The sequence below is a fragment of the Archangium lipolyticum genome, from assembly GCF_024623785.1.
GTDB lineage: Bacteria > Myxococcota > Myxococcia > Myxococcales > Myxococcaceae > Archangium > Archangium lipolyticum.
Genome location: NZ_JANKBZ010000038.1, coordinates 1 through 20,693, shown reverse-complemented (window position 1 = coordinate 20,693; position 20,693 = coordinate 1). Strand labels below are relative to the sequence as shown.

The window sequence follows — 20,693 nt, the reverse complement described above, 5'->3', positions numbered from 1 at the left end:
TCGGAGAAGGGTGTCGGTGCCCGCTCCGTACCCTCCCGTTCCCCGGCCCCCTGGGCCCGGAGTGACGCGGAGGAGTTCCTTGTCCCAGCCCCTGCACCGCCGGACCGTCCTGAAGTGTATCGTCGCCGTGGCGGCGGGTACCGCCCTGGGTTGTCCCGAGAAGGAGCCGCCCGTGGATGATGGGCGCGCGTACTTCCCCCAGTCCGTGGCCTCGGGAGACCCGCGCGCCGGCAGTGTGGTGCTGTGGACGCGCGCGGTGGACTCCGGGCGTCCGGACGCGGACGTCGCGCTCACCCTCGAGGTCGCCACGGACGAGGGTTTCAGGAACCGCGTGCTGGAGCTGGACGGGCTGCGCGCCACCGCGGCGCACGGCCATGCCCTCAAGGTGAAGGTGACGAACCTCCAGCCCCGGACGCACTACTACTACCGCTTCATCCTCGAGAAGGAGGACCAGCGGCTGGGCTCGCCCGTGGGCCGCACGCGCACCGCTCCGGCTCCGGACGCGGGTGTGCCCGTGCGCTTCGCGGTGGCCAACTGCCAGGACTTCCGGGGGCGCTACTACAACTCCTGGCAGCGCCTGCTACAGCTCGACGAGGACCTCGATTTCATCCTGTTCGTCGGGGACTACATCTACGAGGCCGACTCCTCGCTCGTTCCCTCGCCGGACTCCTCGCGCGACGTGAGCTTCTCCGACCCGGGCTCCGCCATGCCCCGGAGCGTGGGCGGAGGCACGGAGCTCGTCGCCAACGCCGTCTCCAACTACCGCGACCTCTACCGCACCTACCGCTCGGACCCCTTCCTCCAGCAGGTGCACGCGCGCTACCCGTTCATCGTCACCTGGGACGACCACGAGTTCTCCGACGACTGCTGGGACGCGCACGCCACGTACACCCACGGGCGCGCCGACGAGTTCCAGCCCGACCGGCGGCGCAACGCGGAGCTCGCCTTCTTCGAGTACATGCCCATCGACAACACCGACGCGCCCCCGGGAGCCATCGACCTGGACGGCGTGCCCCGCTACCCGGACACGCGCATCTGGCGCGACTTCACCTTCGGGAGCCACCTGCGGCTGCTCGTCACCGACTACCGCACCCACCGGCCGGACCACCTCATCCCCGAGGACGCCTACCCGGGCACGGTGGTCATGGACGCGGCGGTGCTGGCCTCGCTGGGCCTCACGGCGGCCTTCGCCACGGACGCCTTCGCGTATGTGAACATCGACACCTTCCCGGAGCGGAAGGCCGTGTTGCAGGGCGCGTACGTGCAGCTCGCGGTGGCGGCGGGGCTGACGCAGGCGGATGCGGCGGCGCGGGCCGCGGCGGCCGTGCGGGGCAACCTCGCGCTGGCCTACGTCAACCCGGTGCTGACGGCGGCGGCCCGGCCCGGCGCGGGCCCCATCGACCCGGCGGGCCAGCCGCGCGGCCTGGCCTTCGTGCACCTGGGGAAGACGGAGCTGTTCACCCGCGTGGGCTCTCGCTACGTGGTCATCAAGGACACCTTCGACGTGTACGCGGCCTGGCGCCAGTCCACCTCCGATGCGCAGGACGCGCTCGGCGAGGCCCAGGAGGCATGGCTGCTGGAGTCGGCGGAGAGCGCCCAGACGTGGAAGGTGGTGGCGAGCTCCGTGTCCGTCACGTCGATGGTGTGGGACCTGCGCGCCAAGGCGGACGTGGAGCCTGCCTCGGTGCGCAACCGCTACTACTACAGCGTGGACCAGTGGGACGGCTTCCCCGACAAGCGGCGCGAGCTGCTGAGCGCGCTGCGCGACCGTGCCGGAGGCCGCGTCCTCTTCGTCGCGGGGGACATCCATGCCTCCTTCGCGTCGGTGGAGCACGGGGTGCCCGCCCTCACCGCGCCCGCCATCTCCTCGACCGCCGTGCAGGAGGAGGCCGGTGCGGAGGTGGAGGCCGCGGGCTTCCCTCCCGGCTCGGCCGTCTACCGCTACGTCGTCACCGAGCAGGAGACCACCTTCCGCGAGGGCAACCCGGGCATCGCCTTCGTGGACACCGACGCCCACGGCTTCACGGTGGTGGAGGTGGGGGCCCAGGAGGCGCGGGCCTCGTATCACCTCATCCCCAGCGGGGAGATCCGCGTGGACTACTCGGGCCGGCCCGAGGAGCTCGCGGCGCGCTTCTTCCGCCGCGACTTCCTCGTCCAGCCCGGCGCCATCTCCGTGGCGTGAACCGCGCTCAGGCCACGGCCAGGGCCGGGGTCCGCTCCGCCGGCACCGGCTCCGGCTGCTGCGCCGTCGCCTTCACCGCCTTCGTCACCACGTAGATGTAGAGGCAGTCGAACAGGAAGATGGAGAGGCACAGGAAGGTGAGGAAGTTCAGCCCGCCGAGCCAGTCCTGCGTCAGGCCAATCACGTAGTGGCACTCGATGGAGGTGCCCAGCGTGCCCAGCATCTTGAACCACGCCCCGGGCACCGACAGCCCGCGCCCGCCCTGATGCCGGCGCGAGAAGGCGAAGAAGATGAACGTCACGCTCATGACGAGGTTGATCATGAACGCGCCCATCAGCCCCAGCATGTCGTGGTACTGCACGTAGAAGGCATACAGGCCGAAGCCCGACAGCGCCGTGGTCCCGACGATGATGGGGTAGAGGTTGCGTTGAATCTCCGGAATCGTCTGCAGCTCCCGGCCGTAGCGGAACAGCTGGTAGACGATGACCAGGTCCACGAAGAACCACACCCGGTCGAAGAAGTGCCACAGCGGCACCGGATTGGGGATGACCCACGAGGCCAGGAACTCCCAGGCCAGGTTCATGCAGATGGCCACCATGGGCAGGCCGTAGGCCTTGTCCTTGAAGGACTGGCGGATCATGAAGAAGTAGGCCACCACCCAGAAGACGCAGCCGATCTCCCCGATGATGTTGAACCAGGCGAGCGGATCGAACGGCCCGCCGCGAACGTGCTCGGCACTGAAAGTAGGATGCATGATCAGGCGACCTTCTTGTTGGAGTCGTTTCCGGTGGGCGCGCCCTGCTCGGCCCGGCGCTGCGCGTTCCGGGCGCGCACGCCCGGCTTGACCTTCCAGCTGTCCTGCAGGTGCTCCGGGATGTAGAAGGGCGTGCGCTGGCCTCCGCGCTCCACCAGCAGCATCCCCTCGACGATGTCCTTGCTGACGAAGCGCAGCAGCCTCGCCGCCACGAAGGTGTTGTCACCCACCCAATCCGTCAGGTCCGCGATGTGCTTGATGGCGTGGGGGATGATGGCCGTCCAGTCCGGCCTGGGCACCTGCAGCATGTCCGCCACGTTCAGGCCCTGCCATTGGTCCTGGTCCAGGAAGAAGTGCACCATGCTCGCCGGCAGCCCATCCAGGATGTCCGGCGTGAGCTTCTTCATGCCCTCGAGCAGCGCGGCCGTCATCGCCACGCCCTCGGGCGAGAACTCCACCTGCCGCTGGCGGATGAGGAAGGTGAGCTGGCGCGCCTCCTCCACGTTGGCCGGCAGCAGCCGCTCGTCCAGGCCGATGATGCGCCCCACCCCCACCCACGCGTACAGCCAGGCCTCCTGCTGCTCCGGGGTGAGCTCGATGTGGAGCGCCTTCATGCCCTCGAGCACCACGTAGGAGAACGTCATCAGCGTGCCCGCCAGGTCCTCCTGGTTGATGGGCTCGCCCAACTCCTCCGCGTCCCAGGGGTTCGCCGCGTCGTGGCGGATCATGTAGCGGATGGCCGCGTGCATCAGCCGCACCTTCTGCGTGGTGCACACGCCCCGGCCGTCGGGCTCCAGGCCGCCCTCGGTCATCACGTCCACCACCATCTGGGCCGTCTCGAAGACGCGCCGCACGGGGCGCTTCTGGAGGAAGCCGGTGCGGTAGAGCACCTGCACGCCCTTGCGCGCCGCGTAGGCCGCCGGCAGCGAGTAGAAGCCGAGGATCATCATCACCTCGGGTCCGAACAGGTCGAAGAGCTCCTGGCCCGCGCGCAGCCTCTCGGGGTCCAACCGCGGCACCGACGCCTTCGTCTGGGCGAGGTACTCCACCACGTAGGGCGGCAGCCGGGCGGAGGGCAGGTCGTCGTTCTCGACCAGGGTCCGCATCAGGTGGTTGACCGCGTCCACCTTGCCCTCGGTGAACAACCGTTCGATGACGGAATCGGCGAGTGGATCCGCCTTCGTCCGCATCTCGTTCATGAACTCGTGGGTCCAGAGGTTCGGTGGCATGACATTCGACTCCTCGCGGGATGTTTGGAAAGACACCCCCCTCCCGCGAAAGGGCATTGTAGTGAGCCCCTCCCCACACGCTGTGAAGCGATTCACAGGGCGGACGATTCGGGGACCGTCTCAGGTCGGGTGTGCGAAGGACGTTCCCATGAGTCCAGTGCCCGCAGCGAGCCCGTGGCTCCCAGCCGCTCGAAGACCTGGCGGGCCTGGGCCGCGTGCGAGGCGCGGAGGGCGGGCTCGGTGACGCACCGGGCCAGCTCGGCGTGGGCGAGGCCCTCGTCGGTGGGCATGCGCCAGGTGCGCGCGTGGTCGATGGCACGTTGCCACAGGGTATGGGCCCGGTCTGACCTGCCCTCCAGCCAGGCCCTCGTCCCCTCGAGGCGGGCGGCGCGGCTGAGGGCGACGGGGTAGAGCCTGCTCGCCTTGCGCAGCACCTGGAGGGACTCGATGGCCAGGGCCCTCGGCTCGGTGGCCAGGGCCTCCCCGGCGGTGCGCGCCTCCTCCCAGAGCTCCAGGCACGCCTGCACCAGTGCGCTCAGGGAGGTGAGGTCGGACCACACCACCAGGGGGCGCTTGCGCAGCATGCGCAGGGCCTCGCGCGCGTGGGCCAGGACGCGGCCGTGCTCGCCCGTGCGCTGGGAGACGAGCGCCGCGTTGCAGTGGTAGCGCAGCACGGTGAGCGGGTCCGCCCGGGGCACCAGCGCCTCCGCCTCGCGCAGCCGCTCCACCGCCTCGTCCAGCCGGTCGAGCTGCAGCAGCGTGGGCGCCATCTCCGTGAGGGCCCACATGGCGTTGACGACGTTGGAGGCCTCCTGGGCCACCCGCAGCATGGACTCGCGCACGTACTGGGCGGCACCCGGCTCACGCGCCATCTCCAGCCCCATGCCCAGCACCTCCAGGCCGGTGCACACGGTGAGCCGGTCATTGATGATGCGGGCCTCGCCGATGCCCTGCTCCACCTGCGCCATGCCCTCGTCCCAGCGGCCGAACGTCAGGTGGTAGGAGCCCTGGACGACGTCGGTGATGGGGGAGCGCGCGGAGGTGGCGCGGCGGAAGTAGCGGTGGGACAGCCCATGCATGCGGCCCAGGCCCGCCGTGTAACCCATGGCGTTGTAGGCGAGCGCGGCGGGGGAGAAGTCGCGCGTCGCCTCCGCGAGGTTGATGGCGGACAGGCAGGAGGTGAAGTACTCCAGCAGCCGGTCCGCGTAGAAGGCCTGCTCGGTGAGGATGCTGAAGATGCTGGCGGTGAGCTTGAGCCGCTCCCGCTCCGTGGCCGCGCGCGGTGCCGGCAGCCAGCGCCCCAGGGCCATGCGCGTCAGGTGCCGTAGCAACTCCCATGACAGCCGGCCGCCCCAGCCCACCAGGGAGGTGGGCCGCGTCTTCCTCAGCAGTTGCAGGGCGCTGTCGCAATGGCTCCTGCTGCGCTCCGTCTCGCCCAGGGAGTGGTACGCGCTGCCCAGCCGCGCACGCCAGCGGGCATGGCGCAGCTCGTCCACCGGCACGGAGCCGCTGGTGGTCAGCTCCAGGGCCTGGGTGAGGAAGGCGATGGTCTCGTGGTGGGCCCCGCGCGAGGAGGCGGTCTCCGAGGCTCGCTCCAGCAGCTCCAGTGCCCGCTGGTGCTCCTCCGCCATCCGCCAGTGGTGCGCCAGCAGGGGCAGCAGCTCCTCGCCGCGCTCCTCCAGCTCGCGCTCGTGCAGCAGCGCCACCGCCCGGTGCAGCTCCCTGCGCTGGGAGAAGGCCATGAGCTGGTAGGCCGCCTCCTGGATGAGCACGTGCTTGAAGGCATACACCGGGCCCACCGGCGAGTCCTCCGGCCGCATCAATCCCAGCCGCTCCAACTCGGCGAGCTGCTCCGGCAGCGTGGCGCGGTCCTTCTCCACGGGGTGCACGGCGCGCAGCAGCTCGACGGGGAAGGTGCGGCCGAGCACGCTGGCCACCTTCAGGGTGAGCTGCTGCTGGGGCGTGAGCCGGTCGATGCGGCTGGTGAGCAGGCCCTGGATGGTGCCGGGCATCTCCAGCGCCATGCGCTCCACGGAGCGCTCCACCAGCCGGCACTCGCCGCGCTCGATGACGAGGTAGCCCGCGTCACGCAGGGCGCACGCCAGCTCCTCGCTGAAGAAGGGGTGGCCCTCGGCCCGGTCCCGGATGAGGGAGGCCACCTGGGCGGGCAGCTGGCGCACCCCCAGCCGCTGGCGTACCAGCGTCAGCACGTCCTCGTGCGGCATCCGCTCCAGGAGCAGGTGCAGGGTGCCGGGAGCCTCGCGCAGCTGGCGGTACTCGGCGGTGGCCGCCTCTCCCGGAGGGCGCGTGGAGAGCACCAGCAGCAGCCGCTTCACCCGCCGCTGCACGGCCACCGCCAGCTCCCACGAGGAGGAGTCCATCCAGTGCGCGTCGTCCAGCACCACCAGGCGCGGGCGCTCCCGGACACACCTGTCGAGCAGCTGCACCAGCAGCTCGCGCGTGTTGGCGCCACGCAGCGAGGCGGTCATGTGCCGCACCACCTCGTTCTCCGGCACCTCCACCGGCAGCACGCCGTTGAGCAGGGGGGCCCAGGCCTCCTGCTCGGGCCGGGCGCGCAGCAGCTCCATCAGCCGCCCGGTGCGGGTGGCCTCGTCCGGCAGCGTGTCCAGCCCCAGCAGGCGCGAGAGGACGGGGCGCCACGCGTGGTAGGCCGACGAGCGCTCCACCGCGGTACCCGCACCCAGCACGCAGGAGACCCCCGAGGCGTGGGCCCGCTCCAGCAGCTCGCTCACCAGCACGGACTTGCCGAGGCCCGCCTCGCCCTCGAGCAGCACGCTGCCGCCCACGCCCCGCTCCGCCAGGGCCCGCACCACCGAGACCAGCTGGGAGCGCTCCTCCTGGCGGCCCACCACCCGCGTCTCCCGGGTGGACATCCCCGGACCCTCGGCGCCCTGTCCCGGGCGGAACACCGGCACCGGCTGGGTAATCCCTTTCACCCTCAGGGGCTCGAGCGTCTCGAAGCGCAACCGCGCCGAGGCCAGGCGCAGCGTGGTGGCGTCACAGAGGATGTCGTCCACCGCCGCCTGCATCAGCCGCGCGGCGAGGTTCACCGTGTGGCCCACCATCACGTACTCGCGCCGCGTGGCCCCGCCCGTGGTGCCGCAGAAGACGCGCCCGGTGGCCAGCCCCAGCCGGTAGGACACGCCCTGGGCCCGCAGCGCCGTGCGCAGCTCCAGCGCCGTCTGCACCGCCCGCGCCGCGTCGTCCTCGTGCGACAGCGGCGGCAGCCCGAAGGCCGCCACCATCACCACGCCCTTGTCGTCCACCACCACCTGGTTGGCGCTTCCCTCGTAGCGGAAGAGGACGGATTGAATCGTGCGCAGCGCGCGTTGCAGCGCCTCGGGCCGCTTGCCGGCGGCGAAGTCCGAGTCGCCCAGGTTGATGAACAGCACCGTGGCGGTGCGGAACTCGGACAGCCACTGGCCGTGTCCGGCCTCCAGCCGGCGCGCCACCACCAGCGGCAGGTACGAGCGCAGCGCGGGCTCCAGCTCTGGCACCGGCTCGGGAGGGCGCACCTGCGGCAGTGGCACCGGCTTCACCTCCAGCAGCCTCCAGCCCGCCGCGCCCCGGGGCGTGCCCTGGGCCTCCCCCAGCAGCCGCCAGGCCTCGGGGCCGAGGAGGATTTCCCCCGGCTGCGCCGCGTTCTCCGCCCGCGCCATCTCCAGCAGCGGCTCGCCCGAGACGAGGAAGTCCCAGCGTCCCTTCTCACCTCCCACGTCGGAGAGCTGCACCGGCCCGGCGCCGATGCCTACCTTCAACCGCAGCCGCACCCCGTCCACCGGCTCCTGCCCCGCGATGAGGGCCTGGGCCGCCTGCGCGCACCGGGCCGCCAGCCGCACCGCGCGTGGCAGCTCCTCGGGGGACTCCGCCGGCCACAGCACCACCACCGCGTCTCCCGCGAAGCGCAGCACGTCCCCACCGTGCGCGGTGAGCGTGTCGATGAGCCGCGAGAAGAACGCGTCGAGGATGCCGCGCAGGCGCTCGGCGCCGGAGGGGCCCGCGCCATTCATCGCCTCGGCCAGCGCGGTGAAGCCCGTCAGGTCGGCGAAGAGCACCGCGCCCTGCTGCTCGAGGCGCGCTCCCTCGTGCGGACGCGACGCATCCACCAGGAGCGCCCGTAGCAGCGCGCCGGGCAGGAAAGCCGCCAGTGCGTGCAGCCTCGAAGGGAAATTCATGCCGGGCTTGAGCTCCGCCGTGTGGAGGGAAGACCCCGGCGGAGAGCCCATTCGTAGCAGATGACCGGCGCTCCAGCTACCTTCCTGGCCGGGCCGGAGAGCGGGCGGGCAGGCGAGCGCGTCCCATTTCGCGCCCAGTGCGGATGCCGTCCAGAATCACCCCCAGCATGCTGGGGAAGAGCTGCTCGGCGCTCAGCTCCAGCTCCGCCAGGACGTCCGGCCGCAAGAGCTGATCCACCAGGGTGATGACCATGCGGAGCACCAGCCGGGGCTCCACGTCCGAGCGCACGGCCCCGGCCTTCACCCCGGCGGTGAGGAACGCGCCGAAGCGGGCCTGCACCGAGGCGCGCCGCAGCTCCAGCATCCGCTGCCACAGCGCGGGCGCGTCGCGTTGCAAGTCCCTGAGCACCAGGGCCGAGCTCGCGTACCGGCCCGCCAACGTCCGCGCGAAGCTCTCCAGGCGCTCGCCGAAGTCCAGCCGCTCGTCGCCGAGGAGGGCCTCCAGCTTCTCGCCGAACCGGGCCATGCTGGCCTCGAGGGCCGCCGCGCCCAGCTCCTCCTTGCTGGAGAAGTGGCGGTAGAGCGTCTTCTTGCTCATCCGCAGCTCGGTGGCGATGTCGTCCATCGTCACCCGCGAGTAGCCGTGGGCCAGGAAGGTCTGCTCCGCCTTCTCCAGGATGCGCGCGCGCGTCTCGTCCGCCTCCGTCACGCGAGCCCTCCCTGGCGGGGGCCCTGGTACACCAGCTCCACGCCGCGTCCGGGGCCGATGGTGACGTTGCGGCGCACGGGGCGCTCCGGCTTGTCGTTCGCCAGCGAGAAGCGGTGCGCGGCCAGCAGCGTGCCCAGGACGACCCGCATCTCGTACTGGGCGAAGGCCGCGCCGATGCAGCGCCGGGCCCCGCCACCGAAGGGCAGGTACTCGAAGGGCGTGAACTTGCGCTCGAGGAAGCGCTCGGGGCGGAAGCGGTCCGGCTCGGGGTAGAGCTTCGGGTCCACGTGCGCCAGGCAGATGGCGGCCATGAGGCCGGTGCCGGCCGGCAGCTCGCGCCCGCGCAGGGTGAAGGGGACCCGCGTGCGCCGGCCGACCACCGCCACGACGGGGTGCAGGCGCAGCGACTCGTCACACACCGCGCCGAGGTAGGGCAGCTTCATGAGCGCCTCCGGCTCGGGCCTCGCGCCCAGCGGAGCCAGCTCCGCCACCAGCCGCTCGAGCGTCTCGGGGTTGCGGTGCAGGTGGTAGAGGGCCCAGGCCATGCCGATGGCCGTGGTCTCGTGGCCGGCGATGAGCAGGGTGCGCAGCTCGTCCTTGAGCTCCTCGTCCTTCATGGGCTGGCCGTCCTCGTCCCGCGCGGCGAGCATCATGCTGAGGATGTCGATGTGGCCCTCCTCGTGACCGCGCCGGGTGGCGAGCTCCTCCGTCAGCAGCTGGTCCAGCACCGCCACGTGGCGCTGGAAGCGCGCCCAGGGGCCCATGCCCCCGAAGGAGCGCCGCAGGGGCCTGGCCGCCATGAGCAGCGGGGTGTAGGACTCCATGTAGCTCGCGAACACCTCGCGGTAGCGCCGCACCCGCTCCGGCTCGTCGATGCCGAAGACGGCGTGGATGATGACCTCCAGGGAGATGGCCTGGGTGATGTCCTGCGCGCGGAAGGCGCCGCCGGGCCGCAGCGAGCCCGTGGCCTCCAGGGCCAGGTCCCTCATCATCTGCCCGTAGGCGCGCATGCGCTCGCCGTGGAAGGGAGGCATGAGCAGCTTGCGCTCGCGCTTGTGGCGCTGCCCGCCCAGCAGCAGCATCGAGTTGTCCCCCACCGCGGGCGCCAGGATGAGGTTGCCCAGCGGCTCGAAGAGGGCCGGGTCCGCGCTGAAGATTTCACGGATGCCCTCCGGGTCTCCCGTGACGACCACATTGCCCACCGGCAGCGGCGCGGTGAACGGGTCTCCATAGCGCGTGCTGCAATCGCGCATGAAGCCGGTGGCGTCGCGCATGAAACGGAACGTCTGCAGCGGGGTGAAGCCGAGGGGCCCGGGTGGCAGCAACGGTTGGGTGGACATGGCTCGTCCTCCTTCGGATGGTGCGGTGGAAACTGAGGAAACCATAAACGTTTCCGTGGTTTCCCGCAACGTCGTTCGTGTGAAGCGCTTCACGGGCCGTGAATGAAGTGGCTCATGGCGCTCTCTCCGGGAAACGGCGGACAATGAGGGCACCAGGGGTAGGGGTGAGTATCACCGCTGGGGGGGTTGTCCTCGTGCCGATATCGTGGAGGTGGCTGCTCTCGGTGGCGCTGTTCGCCTCGGGCCCGGCGTACGCGGTGCAGCGCTTCGCGCTGGTGATTGGCGCCAACACGGGCTGGGCGCGGGAGCAGCCGCTGCGCCACGCGGTGGAGGACGCGCGCAAGCTGGCGGAGACGCTGGAGCAGCTGGGGGAGTTCTCCCGCGAGGACATCACCGTGCTGAGCGAGCCCACCACCGACAAGGTGCTCTGGGCGTTCGACCAGCTGGCGGCACGCGCGGCGGGCTCCCGGGAGGAGAGCCTCTTCCTCTTCTATTACTCGGGGCACGCGGACGACACGTATCTGCACCTGCGAGGCCCGCCGCTGCGCCTGGACGCGCTCCACCGCCGCATCCAGGCCCTCTCACCAGCGCTGAAGATCGGCATCCTCGATGCCTGCCAGAGCGGCTCCATCCTCCCCAAGGGGGGCCGGCCCACGCGCTCCTTCCAGCTCCAGGTGCGCGACGAGCTGGCGCTGCGAGGGCTCGTCTTCCTCACCTCCTCGGGGGCGGATGAGCTGTCACAGGAGGCGCGGGCCCTCGCGGGCTCCATCTTCTCCACCCACCTGGTGAGCGGCCTGCGGGGCGCCGCCGATGCGGACAGGGACGGGCAGGTGAGCCTGACGGAGGCCTACCGGCACGCCTACGAGCACACGTTGATGGACACGGCCTCCAGTCCGCTCGGTGTCCAGCGGCCGCGGGTGCGCATCGACCTGAAGGGCCAGGGCGAGCTCGTCCTCACGCGCCTGTCGAGGGCTGGCGCGATCGTGGTGTTCCCCCCGGGCACCAGGGAGTGCGTCGTCACGGATGGCGCGGAGCAGCGGCTGCTCGCGGAGGTTCCCGCCTCGTCCCAGCGGGAGCGGCGGTTGGGCGTGGGGGCCGGGGACTACGTCCTCAAGTGCAACGCGGGCGGGTGGTACGAGGTGGCCCCGTTCAAGCTGGCGCCCGGGGACGTGCTGCGCGTCTCCTCGCTGTCCTTCCGCGAGGTGCCCTTCTCCCAGATGGTGGTGACGAAGGGGACGGGGGATGACGCCCAGCGTGGCTCGCTCAAGCGGCAGGGATTCCGGACGCTCGCGGAGGGACGCGCCGAGGAGGCCCTCCAGCTCTTCGAGCAGGCGCTGGGCGAGGACCGGCGCGACCAGGAGGCCTTCCTGGGCAAGGCGCGCGCCCTGCTGGCGATGGCGGAGCGGGAAGAGGCACGTGGACGGTCCCAGGTGGCGAAGCGCCTGCGCGCGGCGGCGGTGATGGCGTACCCGCGCATCGAGGAGGAGTTGATGGCCGCGGCGGGAGGAGAGTGACATGGTGTGGTGGAGACGGAACACGGCGGTGGCGCACGCGCCGGAGTCGGCCCGGGCGGAGCCTCTTCGCGTGGAGGAGCTGTATCGCCGCTTCGGCCCCGCGGTGCGCCGGCGGGCGCTGTCGCTCGTGCACGATGAAGAGGAGGCCCTGGACATTACCCAGGACACCTTCCTCGCCTTCGTGAAGGACCCGGCCCTGCTGCGCGGTGAGGCCTCGGCGTTCACGGTGCTGTACCAGATCGCGACCTTCAAGTCGGTGGACCGGGTGCGGAGGCGCGCACGCTGGTCGGGACGGCTGGGCGGGCTGGTGGTGAACGAAGAGGGCGAGCCGGTGGAGCGCGAGCCCGAGGCGAGCGGTGGAGGGCTGGAGCAGGTGGAGGCCGCGCAGGACCTGGCGCTGCTCACGCACGGAGAGGAGCCGCGGACGCTCACCGCGGCGCTCCTCTACTTCGTGGAGGGGTACAACATGGAGGAGGTGGGGCAGGTGCTCGGGCTGACACGCAAGACGGTGGGCCGGTTGCTGGAGGACTTCGCCACCCGGGCGCGCAAGCGCAGCGCCCGCTTCGAGGATGGGAGGGCGGCATGAGCCAGGGAGCGCGGCGCGTCCAGGACGCGGTGTTGGAGATGTACCTGGCCTCGGCGCTGGAGCCGGAGGCGAGGGCCCGGGTGGAGGAGGAGCTGGCCAGCTCGGAGGCGGATCGGGAGCGGCTCGCGGAGCTGCGAGCGGACTCGGCGGCCTTCCTGTTGCGGCAGCCGCCCGCGGCGTTCGCGGCCCGCGTGGAGCCCGAGCCTCGGAAGGAGCGGCGGAGGAGGTGGGGGGTGTTGCTCGGAGCGGCGCTGGCGACGTCCGCCGTGGCCGTGTTCGGTGGTGTGCTGCTGAGGCCCGTCGTGGAGACCCCCGAGCCCGAGTACACGGCCAAGGGGAGCCTGGTGCTGGGCGTGTACCGGAATCAGGCGGGGAGGGGCGTGCCCGTGGGCCCCGGCGAGACGCTCGGCGAGGGGGAGTCGATCCAATTCGAGGTGAAGGCTGGGGCGAGCGGATACGTGGCGGTGCTGAGCCGGGACGGAGCGGGGCGGGTGACGGTGTACTACCCGTACGGCGGGGACGCGGCGGTGGCGTATACGCCGGGCCAGACCCTGCTGCCCGGGGCCATCGAGCTGGATGGGACGCCGGGTACCGAGGCGCTGTACGCCCTCTTCTCGCCGGAGCCCTTCGCGCTGGGGGCCGCGGTGAAGGCCCTCGAGTCCGGGGCACCGCTGGAGCCCGCGCTGCCGGGCTCGGTGCGGGTGGCGCGCGCCCTGCTCACGAAGCGGCCATGACGCACGGGGGCACATGAGGATGCTTCGGTGGGTGATGAGGGTGCTGGCGCCCTGCCTGGGGTTGCTGCTGATGCTGGCCGGAGGTCCGGGCCTGGCGGGCCCGCGTCACGAGCGGGCGGAGGAGGCGGGACCGCCCACGGTGACGGTGGAGGTGACGCGCCAGCAACCGCCGCTGCTGCGGCTGGAGGGGCAGCCCGTGTCGGTGGGCATCCTGCTGGTGCACGCCGATGACGCGCTGCTGGAGGAGACCCGATCCGACCTGTGGAACATGAGCGGCATGGTGGTGAAGGCGGTGCGGGACTACTTCAAGGCCGAGGGCGGGCAGGTGCAGGTGGTGGACTACACCGACCTGGGCTTCCAGATGTGGAACACGCCGAGGACGAAGGCGGGGTTGGCGAGGGATCCCAGGCGCCTGACACTCGACCCCTGGCCCGGGGTGCCGTTGGGCGTGAAGACGTCGCTGGTGACGGTGGTGAAGGTGGATGGATGGAGCGTGGGTCCGACGAACGGCGAGGGGACGGGCGAGACGGCGGGCATCGCCCTGCTCATGTCCACGTGGACGCGCGAGGGGCAGCCGGTGAGCACCGAGTACATCCGGGCAACGGGGAGCACGGGAGGAACGGTGGCGCTGCGCTCGAAGGCGGCGGCGGTGGAGCTCTACGAGGCGCTGCGGAAGCCGCACCGGAGCCCGTTGCCGGGGGAGTGGTCGGAGATGTTCTGGACGGTGCTGCGCGAGGCGGTGGGGCTGCACTACTTCCGGCTGCTGCCGGCCGGGCTCCCCGAGCGGCTGGAGCTGGTGGGGACGGAGGGAGAGGCGGGTGTGAGGGCCTTCCGGGAAGGAAGGTACGAGGACGCGCTGGCGGAGTGGCGGCGGAAGTACGAGGCGGATGGGAAGGCGCACGGGGCGCTGTACGACGCCGCGCTGGTGCACGTGATGCGAGGGGAGGACGGGGAGGCGCTGCGGCTGTTCGCGAGGGCGTGGCAGGTGGAGGACAGGCCGCTGTACCGGGCGGCGTGGGAGCGGGTGTTGAGGCGGGTGGCGAGGACGCAGGTGGTGGGCGCGCCGGGCCGGGCCGAGGCCATCATGACCCGAGGGGTCCCTGGGAACACGGAGCCCCGGCGGTGTTTCTTCGTCGAGCGCGGGCCGAGCGGGGATCCCCGGTGGTCGCGAGGGCTGGCGGTGGATCTCGAAGAGGAACTGCTCGCGCAGTACCACCCGGAGCACTGCGGCCAGTCCGGAGCGCGCTGCACCATCGACTTCTACCTGGTGCGGTTCTTCAACGGCATCTGGTCCGAGCGGATGCAGCCGGGGTTGAACGACCTCGACGAGACGAGCAACCACGACGGCACCCGGCGGCGGCGGTGGAGCCTCTTCTACGACCACGAGCACCGGTACCGCTATTGCGTGGACTGAGGACGGGGCTGGCCGTGTGCCTCAGCCGGCGAAGGGGGAGAAGTTCACCATCACCTGGCGCTCGGGGGTGAAGGTGCGGCGCGCGAAGTCCTGCATGGCCCCGCGAGGCAGGCGCGTGGAAGGGTTCAGCAGCAGCGCGGGATCCAGGGGTCCCGAGCGGGGTTGAGCCACCTCGCGCGCCAGCTCGGTGCCGCGCTTCAGGTCGTCCTCCTCCTCCTGCGCGCGCTCCTGCTTCAGGTGCCGGTCCATCAGCTTCTCCTCCTCGGGAGTCGCGGGCTGCTTCGCCACCCGGGAGAAGGCGTGCTGCAGCCGGTCCGGCAGCGTGCTCGCGTCCAGCGACGCGCTGTAGGCCAGCGCCAGCAGGAAGGTGTTGCCCCGCAGCGACATGCACTTCACCTCCATCCCCGTCACCATCGGCTCCTCGATGTGGAGCTCCTTCGTCAGCCGCAGTTGGAGCAGGGCCGCGACCCGGGAGCACTTCGCCCGGTCCTCGGGCTCCACCCTGTAGCCGTAGGCCACGAAGCTGATGAGGGCGCGCGTGGACTTCTCGATGGGGAGCACTGGTGCCTCGACCTTCGCGGGGACGTTCTCGCCGGGCAGGGAGGGCGGCAGCCGCACTGAGCGGTCGATCATCGCGAGCACCTGCTCGCGTTGCACGCCTCCGGTGAAGACGAGGCTGGTATTGGCCGGGAGGTAGTGCTCCGCGTAGAAGCGCATCAGGTCGTCGCGGGTAATGGAGAGACGCGACTGCTGGGTACCGATGACGGAGCGTGAGCCGATCCCCGTGAAGAGCGAGTCCTCCAGGTGCTCGTGGAAGCCCGGGCCCCGGCCGAAGTACAGGTCCTCGGTGCGGATGATGTCTACCTCGCGGCGGAGGTGCTCCGGGTCCAGCAGGGGGTCGGTGATGATGCGCAGGAACTGCTCCGCCAGCGGCGGGAAGGACTCCGAGGGCACCTGCAGGGTGAAGACGGTGGCGTTCGCGCTGGTGTAGCCGTTGAAGTTGCCACCGGCGGCGCGCACCGCGGTCTGGAAGGTCTGTCCCGGCACGTCATGGCTGCCATGGAAGATGACGTGCTCGAGCACGTGCGCGAGCCCCTCCTTGCCATAGGGATCCTTCCACCCGCCGGTGCGCACAACGTAGTGCAGCGAGGCCCAGGCCGCCTGGGGACGCGAGGCCAGCACCAGCTCGCTGCCATCGGGGAGCTGCTCCACGGTGGGGAGCACGTGAGCCACCGGCCCGGCGGCGAGCGCCGGAGTGGAGACGAGCCACAGGACGAGCACTGCCCGGGGAAGGGCTCCCGCGAGAGGGGTGGCATTCATTCGGACTCCTCCTCCGTCTCCTCGTCCTTCTTCTCCTCTTCCTCCGTGCGGGTGACGAAGTGGAGCTGGGCGGAGGTCGACTCGTCGAGCCAGCGCGACGCCACCTCCTGGACGTCCTTCACGGTGAGCGCGGCGAGCGTGGCTTCCAGCTCGGGCGAGTACCAGGCTGGACGGTGGCGCGCGAACCGGAGCTCCTGGGCCAGCGCGGAGGGGTCGCGATCGGACAGCCGCAGCCGGGTGAGCGTGGCCTGCCGGTGGCGCTCGAAGGCGCCGGACTCGAACGTGGCCTCGCGCACGGTGCGCACCTCCTCGCGGAGGGCGGCGCCCAGGTCGATGCCCTCGCGCGCCGAGGCGGGCAGGAGCAGGAGGAGGGCATCGAACGTGGCGGTGAGCAGCGGCTCGGAAGCGACGCTGTAGCCCTGGCCCGCGTCGCGGATGCGCTGGAACAGCCGCTCCTGCAGGAGCGAGGCGATGACGCGCAGGGCCGCCGAGTCCCGGGCCGACTCGATGTGCACGGGATATGCGAGCACCTGGAGCTCGCGAGCGGAGCGCACCTGGCGCCGGAAGGGCAGGGGCAGCTTGGGGCGGGTGCGCTCGAGGCGAACGCCGCCCTTGAAGCCCGCCACCAGCTTGCGGAGCGCCGCCGCGTCGAAGCGCCCGGTGGCGATGACGGTGGCGTTGCAGGGGGCCAGCATGCGGGACAGGTGGAGGCGCACCTGCTCCTGGACGATGTCCTCGGCGTAGCGCATGGAGCCCAGGTCGGGGTTGCGGTAGCGCCCATCGTCGTGCAAGGCGCGCGCGAGCAGCAGCTCCAGCCAGTCTTCCGAGTCGAGCGCGTTGCCATCGCGGCTGGCCCGCTCCAGCGTGGCCTCGAAGCGCCGCGAGTCGAGCCGGGGGGAGAGGATGGCGGTGAGGAGCCGGCGTGCGAGCGCGTCGAAGTCATCCGGGTGGGCCGAGAGGGTGAAGCGGCTCTCGTGCAGCCCGGTGCGCAGGTCGAACGACGCACCGGCCGAGTAGACCTCGCGCATGAGCGTCGCGTAGTCGCCGCGCGAATTGGCGTGCAGCAGGGCCTGCTGCGCCACGCGGGTGAGGCCGGGCACGTCGTCATCCAGGAAGCCCACGTCGAAGACGATGGTGAGCGTGGAGCGGCTCGTCTCGCGAGGAGCGAGCAGCAGCAGTGGATGTTGGGGCGAGGGGCGGAGCGACTCCACCTCGAAGGGCGCGGCGCTCGCGGGGGAGGCCAGCAGGAACAACGCGACGGCCCACGGGAGCGCCAGGGAAGGAACGAGCGAAGAGGAGCGCATGCGCCCGGTGGCTGGAATTGAAGGGAAGGACACGGCAGGCTGCCTGTCAGAAGACTAACATGAGCGTCGCGCCCGCCTCCCTCTGCCCCGCCTGTCAGCAGCCCCTCGCCGTCTCGGAGGGACGCTGTGTGTCGTGTGCCGCACCCGTGGTGTCTGTCGAAACCGGCGGCGGTGCTCCGCGCGCACGCATCCGGGGCCCGCTCATACTTGGAGTGCTGGCGCTGGTGGGCGTGGGCGCGGTGTTGCTCGCCCAGGCGGTTCTTCCGGAACGCCTGCCGTCGCTGTTGAGGATGGCCATGCTGGTGCCGGTGCTCACCCGGGCCCCATCGGACTTCTTCCCTGTATCCGCGTGGGTTTTGGCCCTGCTGCCCTGGGGACTGCTCGCGCTGGCCGTGAGCATGGGACATCGGCTGGCACGTCACTCCGGTGCACCGCTGCCGATGGGCGAGGTGGAAGGGGTGGCGCTCGTGCTCGTGCCGGGACTCCACCTGGTGGGCGGGCCGCGCGTGCTGGTGGCGTTGGGCCGGGCCGCGGAGTCCCGACAGGGAGGACTCCGGCTGCGGCTGGGCGAGCGGACGGTGGTGGCCGTGATGCTTCAGGTGCTCGCGGGGGTGCTCGCCTTTGTCGTGGCGCGGAGTCCCGGAGCGCTCCTGTTCGCGGTGGCGCTGGGAGTCCAATTCCTGTCCGTGGTGGCGTGCATCGGCGTGCTGCTCGGCATGGCGCGAGCCTTCACGGTGCTGGCCCGAGCCGGCGAGGTGCCCGCGGCGGCGAGCGTGAAGCCGGTGCGTGGATGGGGCTCGGCCTCGCGAGCGGGAGGCCTCTCACGGCCCTGGCCCTGGGCGGGAGCGCTGCTGGCCACGGGCGTCGCGCTGGTGGGGATGTGGTTCGTGCGGCGGGAGGCGAGGGAGTGCGGGACGGGGACGGAGCTCCAACACACGTCGGACGCGAGGGCGCAGCGGGTGAGCGGCTGCGTGCTGCCGGATGGACGGAAGCAGGGACGTGAGTGGACGCGCGGCGCGGATGGGCGGCTGCTCGCGAGCGGCGAGTACCAGGGGGGACAGCGGCACGGCCGTTTCCTCGCGTGGAGCGAGGCGGGAGTGTTGCTGGAGGAGAAGCCTTACGCGGAAGGCCAGCCGCACGGGACGTGGAAGCTGTACGCGCCGGGAGGCCAGCTCCAGCAGGAGCGGGAGTACGCCCACGGCCAGCTCGAAGGCGCGAGCACCTTCTATTACCCGGGAGGCCAGCCCCGGCTCCGGCAGCATTACCAGAAGGGCGTGTTGCACGGCCTCCAGAGCACCTGGTTCGCCTCGGGGGTGGTGCAGGAGGAAGGGGAGTTCCGCGAGGGCGAGAAGTCGGGTGTCTGGGTGACGCGGGACGAGGAGGGGAAGGTGCTGAAGCGGTGGAACGAGGACGCGGTCGCTGTCGTCGCGAGCACGGCCAAGGGGTCCACCGCGTCGCCGAAGCCACACCAGCCGATGGTCGACCTGCGTGCCGGCCGCACGCGGGAGTGGTGGCAGATGCGGTTGGAGATGCTGAAGGCGCGGGCCGCGAAGGAGCCGGCGCTCGCGGCGATCTACCAGCTCACGCTCCAGCGGGCGCGAGCCAGCGGGTTCGTGGTCACCGAGAAGCCCGAGGGCGTGGAGCTCGCGCTGGACGCCACCCCCTGAGGAGGCCGTGCGTCAGGCCTGGCGCTTCTCCAGCGCGGAGAGGCGCTCCAGGAAGGCGCGGCCCTTGGCGGAGTCCGTCATGTGGATGAAGGCGGCCATGCCCTTGAGCTGCTCGAGCGTCTCGCCTTCCTTGCCCGGCTTGCCCTTCTCCCGGTTGTGGAGCGCCGCTCGCAGCTGGCGCACCACCTCGCGCGGCACCCGCGCTCCCGGCTGGCCCTTCGGGGCCTCGTTCACCACCAGCCCCGTCACCACCTGCCGGTTGCCCGGCTTCATCACCCGCGTCTTGTCCGGGTGCACCCGGAAGCCCTCGGCCTGAAGCACCCGCTCCACGCGCACGACCAGCGCCGCCACCGGCGCCTCCGGCTTCGCCTTGCTCTTGCGCCAGGAGAACGTCATGTCATCCGCGTAGCGCGTGTAGGCGAAGCCCAGGCGCCTCGACAGCGCCGACAGCCGCTTGTCCAGGCGCAGGCACAGCGCATTGGTGATTCCCGGGGACGTCGGCGCCCCCTGCGGCAGCGCGCGCGGCCCCTTCGCCACGTACAGCGTCTTGCCCCGGAACTGCACCACCTCGCGGGGCGCTTCCGTGGCCATCAGCGCCAGCAACGTCGCCGTGTTCTCCGCCAGCCCGCCCTTGCGCAACAGCCCCTTCACCCGCGGCCACGTCACCGAGGGGAAGAAGTCCTTGATGTCCATCTTCACCACCACGTCCGCGCCCTTGTGCGCCAGCGCGTTGGTGACGATGGAGCGCCCCGCGACGAAGCCGTGCGCCGCCCCGTGCACCGGCAGCCGCTCGATGACGTTCGAGAGCACCCAGCGCTGCGCCTCCTTCAGCTCCTTCTTCGGCGAGGTGATGGTCCGCTTCCCGCCGTCCCGCTTGGGAATCTCCCAGCTGCGGTAGTGCGTCCCCGTGTCCACCTCCCGGTGGTAGGAGAACCAGCGCAGCCTCGCCACGCTCAGCCCCAGCGCCTTCGCCAGCGTCTGCGCCGACGCCAGCTCCGGCAGCCCGTTGGCCTTGGCCCGCTCCTCGCGGTCCTTCAGGTCGAACTTGTCCGGGCCGCCCGACTCCTCCCAGTGCACGCCCGCGCCCAGGTGGCCGATGTGCGCGGTGCGCCACGCCTCCCACGCCAGCCGCTTCAACGCGCGGCGCTCGGCGGCCTCGGCCTTCTTCTTCTCCTTCCAGGCCGACTTCTCCTTTTCGGAGAGCCCGCTCGGATCCTCGTGCTCGGGCGCGAGCCCCTTGGCCTTCAGCTCGGCCTCGACCCAGGCCTCCTGGCCACCGGCCTCCTCGATCGCCTTCCAACGGGCGAGCCGTGTCTGCTCCTCGCGCTGACGCACCTCGCGCTGGGCAATCACGTTGGGCGAGGCGGGCACGGGGGCGGGGGTGGGGACGACCACCGGGGCCGCGGCGGGGACGAATGTCTCGAGCTTCGCGGTCATCACAGCACCTCGGAATGGCGAGGAGACTTCATCGGGACGGGCGGCGCGAGCGGTCGAGGGAGGCCCTGAAAGGCACCACCTGCTCACCTGGGGCACGGTAGCCTCACCGGCTCTCCCCGGTAGAGGGGTCTAGGCCCCCTGGGGAAACGGCGGTTGCGTCGTTGGCTCAGCTCCCCGGGGGGCCTAGACCCCTCTACCGGGAGAGAGCCAAGAACAGGCTACCTTGCGGAGAGTGTCCTGCATTGCTTCCAGAGCGGCGCAGCGCCGCTCCCGCGCTCGAGGCGCCGAGGCTGATGCGGTTTAGGAC

Annotated in this window: 14 protein-coding genes; 6 read left to right on the top strand and 8 right to left on the bottom strand. The window is 71.3% G+C overall.

The window, feature by feature from the left end:
- Positions 1-79 precede the first annotated feature (79 nt).
- Positions 80-2,182 carry an alkaline phosphatase D family protein gene (locus NR810_RS44745; protein WP_257461712.1) on the top strand — a complete coding sequence of 701 codons (2,103 nt, stop codon included), beginning with the start codon at positions 80-82 and terminating at the stop codon, positions 2,180-2,182.
- Between the two features lie 7 nt (positions 2,183-2,189).
- On the opposite strand, the gene NR810_RS44740 is transcribed toward NR810_RS44745, so the two are convergent.
- The 5 genes from NR810_RS44740 to NR810_RS44720 all read right to left on the bottom strand — a co-directional run bounded on the left by NR810_RS44740 (position 2,190) and on the right by NR810_RS44720 (position 10,410).
- Positions 2,190-2,936 (bottom strand): transmembrane-type terpene cyclase, encoded by a 747-nt coding sequence (locus NR810_RS44740; RefSeq protein WP_257461711.1) that lies wholly within the window; start codon positions 2,934-2,936, stop codon positions 2,190-2,192.
- A 2-nt stretch (positions 2,937-2,938) separates the two neighbouring features.
- Positions 2,939-4,165 (bottom strand): oxygenase MpaB family protein, encoded by a 1,227-nt coding sequence (locus NR810_RS44735; RefSeq protein WP_257461710.1) that lies wholly within the window; start codon positions 4,163-4,165, stop codon positions 2,939-2,941.
- A 92-nt stretch (positions 4,166-4,257) separates the two neighbouring features.
- The gene (locus NR810_RS44730) at positions 4,258-8,361 is read right to left on the bottom strand and encodes an AAA family ATPase (RefSeq protein WP_257461709.1); all 4,104 of its coding nucleotides are present in this window, start codon (positions 8,359-8,361) and stop codon (positions 4,258-4,260) included.
- A gap of 76 nt (positions 8,362-8,437) precedes the next feature.
- The gene (locus tag NR810_RS44725; protein ID WP_257461708.1) at positions 8,438-9,070 is read right to left on the bottom strand and encodes a TetR/AcrR family transcriptional regulator; all 633 of its coding nucleotides are present in this window, start codon (positions 9,068-9,070) and stop codon (positions 8,438-8,440) included.
- Positions 9,067-10,410, bottom strand: coding sequence for a cytochrome P450 (locus NR810_RS44720; protein ID WP_257461707.1), 1,344 nt, complete (start codon positions 10,408-10,410; stop codon positions 9,067-9,069). Before NR810_RS44720 ends, NR810_RS44725 begins: the two co-directional genes overlap by 4 nt.
- 194 nt (positions 10,411-10,604) lie before the next feature.
- Between NR810_RS44720 and NR810_RS44715 the strand changes: the two genes are divergently transcribed.
- Genes NR810_RS44715 through NR810_RS44700 form a run of 4 tightly spaced genes read left to right on the top strand, consistent with a single transcriptional unit; the run spans position 10,605 to position 14,658 of the window.
- Positions 10,605-11,924 carry a caspase family protein gene (locus tag NR810_RS44715; RefSeq protein WP_257461706.1) on the top strand — a complete coding sequence of 440 codons (1,320 nt, stop codon included), beginning with the start codon at positions 10,605-10,607 and terminating at the stop codon, positions 11,922-11,924.
- Position 11,925: 1 nt separating this feature from the next.
- On the top strand, positions 11,926-12,510 hold the full coding sequence (locus tag NR810_RS44710) for an RNA polymerase sigma factor (protein WP_257461705.1): 585 nt from the start codon (positions 11,926-11,928) through the stop codon (positions 12,508-12,510).
- The gene (locus NR810_RS44705) at positions 12,507-13,244 is read left to right on the top strand and encodes a DUF4384 domain-containing protein (RefSeq protein ID WP_257461704.1); all 738 of its coding nucleotides are present in this window, start codon (positions 12,507-12,509) and stop codon (positions 13,242-13,244) included. Before NR810_RS44710 ends, NR810_RS44705 begins: the two co-directional genes overlap by 4 nt.
- 13 nt (positions 13,245-13,257) lie before the next feature.
- On the top strand, positions 13,258-14,658 hold the full coding sequence (locus NR810_RS44700; RefSeq protein WP_257461703.1) for a tetratricopeptide repeat protein: 1,401 nt from the start codon (positions 13,258-13,260) through the stop codon (positions 14,656-14,658).
- 21 nt (positions 14,659-14,679) lie between these two features.
- Here the strand turns inward: NR810_RS44700 and NR810_RS44695 are convergent, their stop codons facing one another.
- Complete coding sequence (locus tag NR810_RS44695) at positions 14,680-15,978, bottom strand: M16 family metallopeptidase (RefSeq protein WP_257461701.1); 1,299 nt, start codon at positions 15,976-15,978, stop codon at positions 14,680-14,682.
- Entirely contained in the window at positions 15,975-17,282 is a 1,308-nt protein-coding gene (locus NR810_RS44690; RefSeq protein WP_257461700.1) for a M16 family metallopeptidase, read from the bottom strand. Before NR810_RS44690 ends, NR810_RS44695 begins: the two co-directional genes overlap by 4 nt.
- Before the next feature lie 59 nt (positions 17,283-17,341).
- On the opposite strand from NR810_RS44690, the gene NR810_RS44685 reads away from it, so the two are divergent.
- Positions 17,342-18,949 carry a toxin-antitoxin system YwqK family antitoxin gene (locus NR810_RS44685; RefSeq protein WP_257461699.1) on the top strand — a complete coding sequence of 536 codons (1,608 nt, stop codon included), beginning with the start codon at positions 17,342-17,344 and terminating at the stop codon, positions 18,947-18,949.
- Positions 18,950-18,961: 12 nt separating this feature from the next.
- On the opposite strand, the gene NR810_RS44680 is transcribed toward NR810_RS44685, so the two are convergent.
- Positions 18,962-20,386 (bottom strand): reverse transcriptase family protein, encoded by a 1,425-nt coding sequence (locus tag NR810_RS44680; protein WP_257461698.1) that lies wholly within the window; start codon positions 20,384-20,386, stop codon positions 18,962-18,964.
- Positions 20,387-20,693 lie beyond the last annotated feature (307 nt).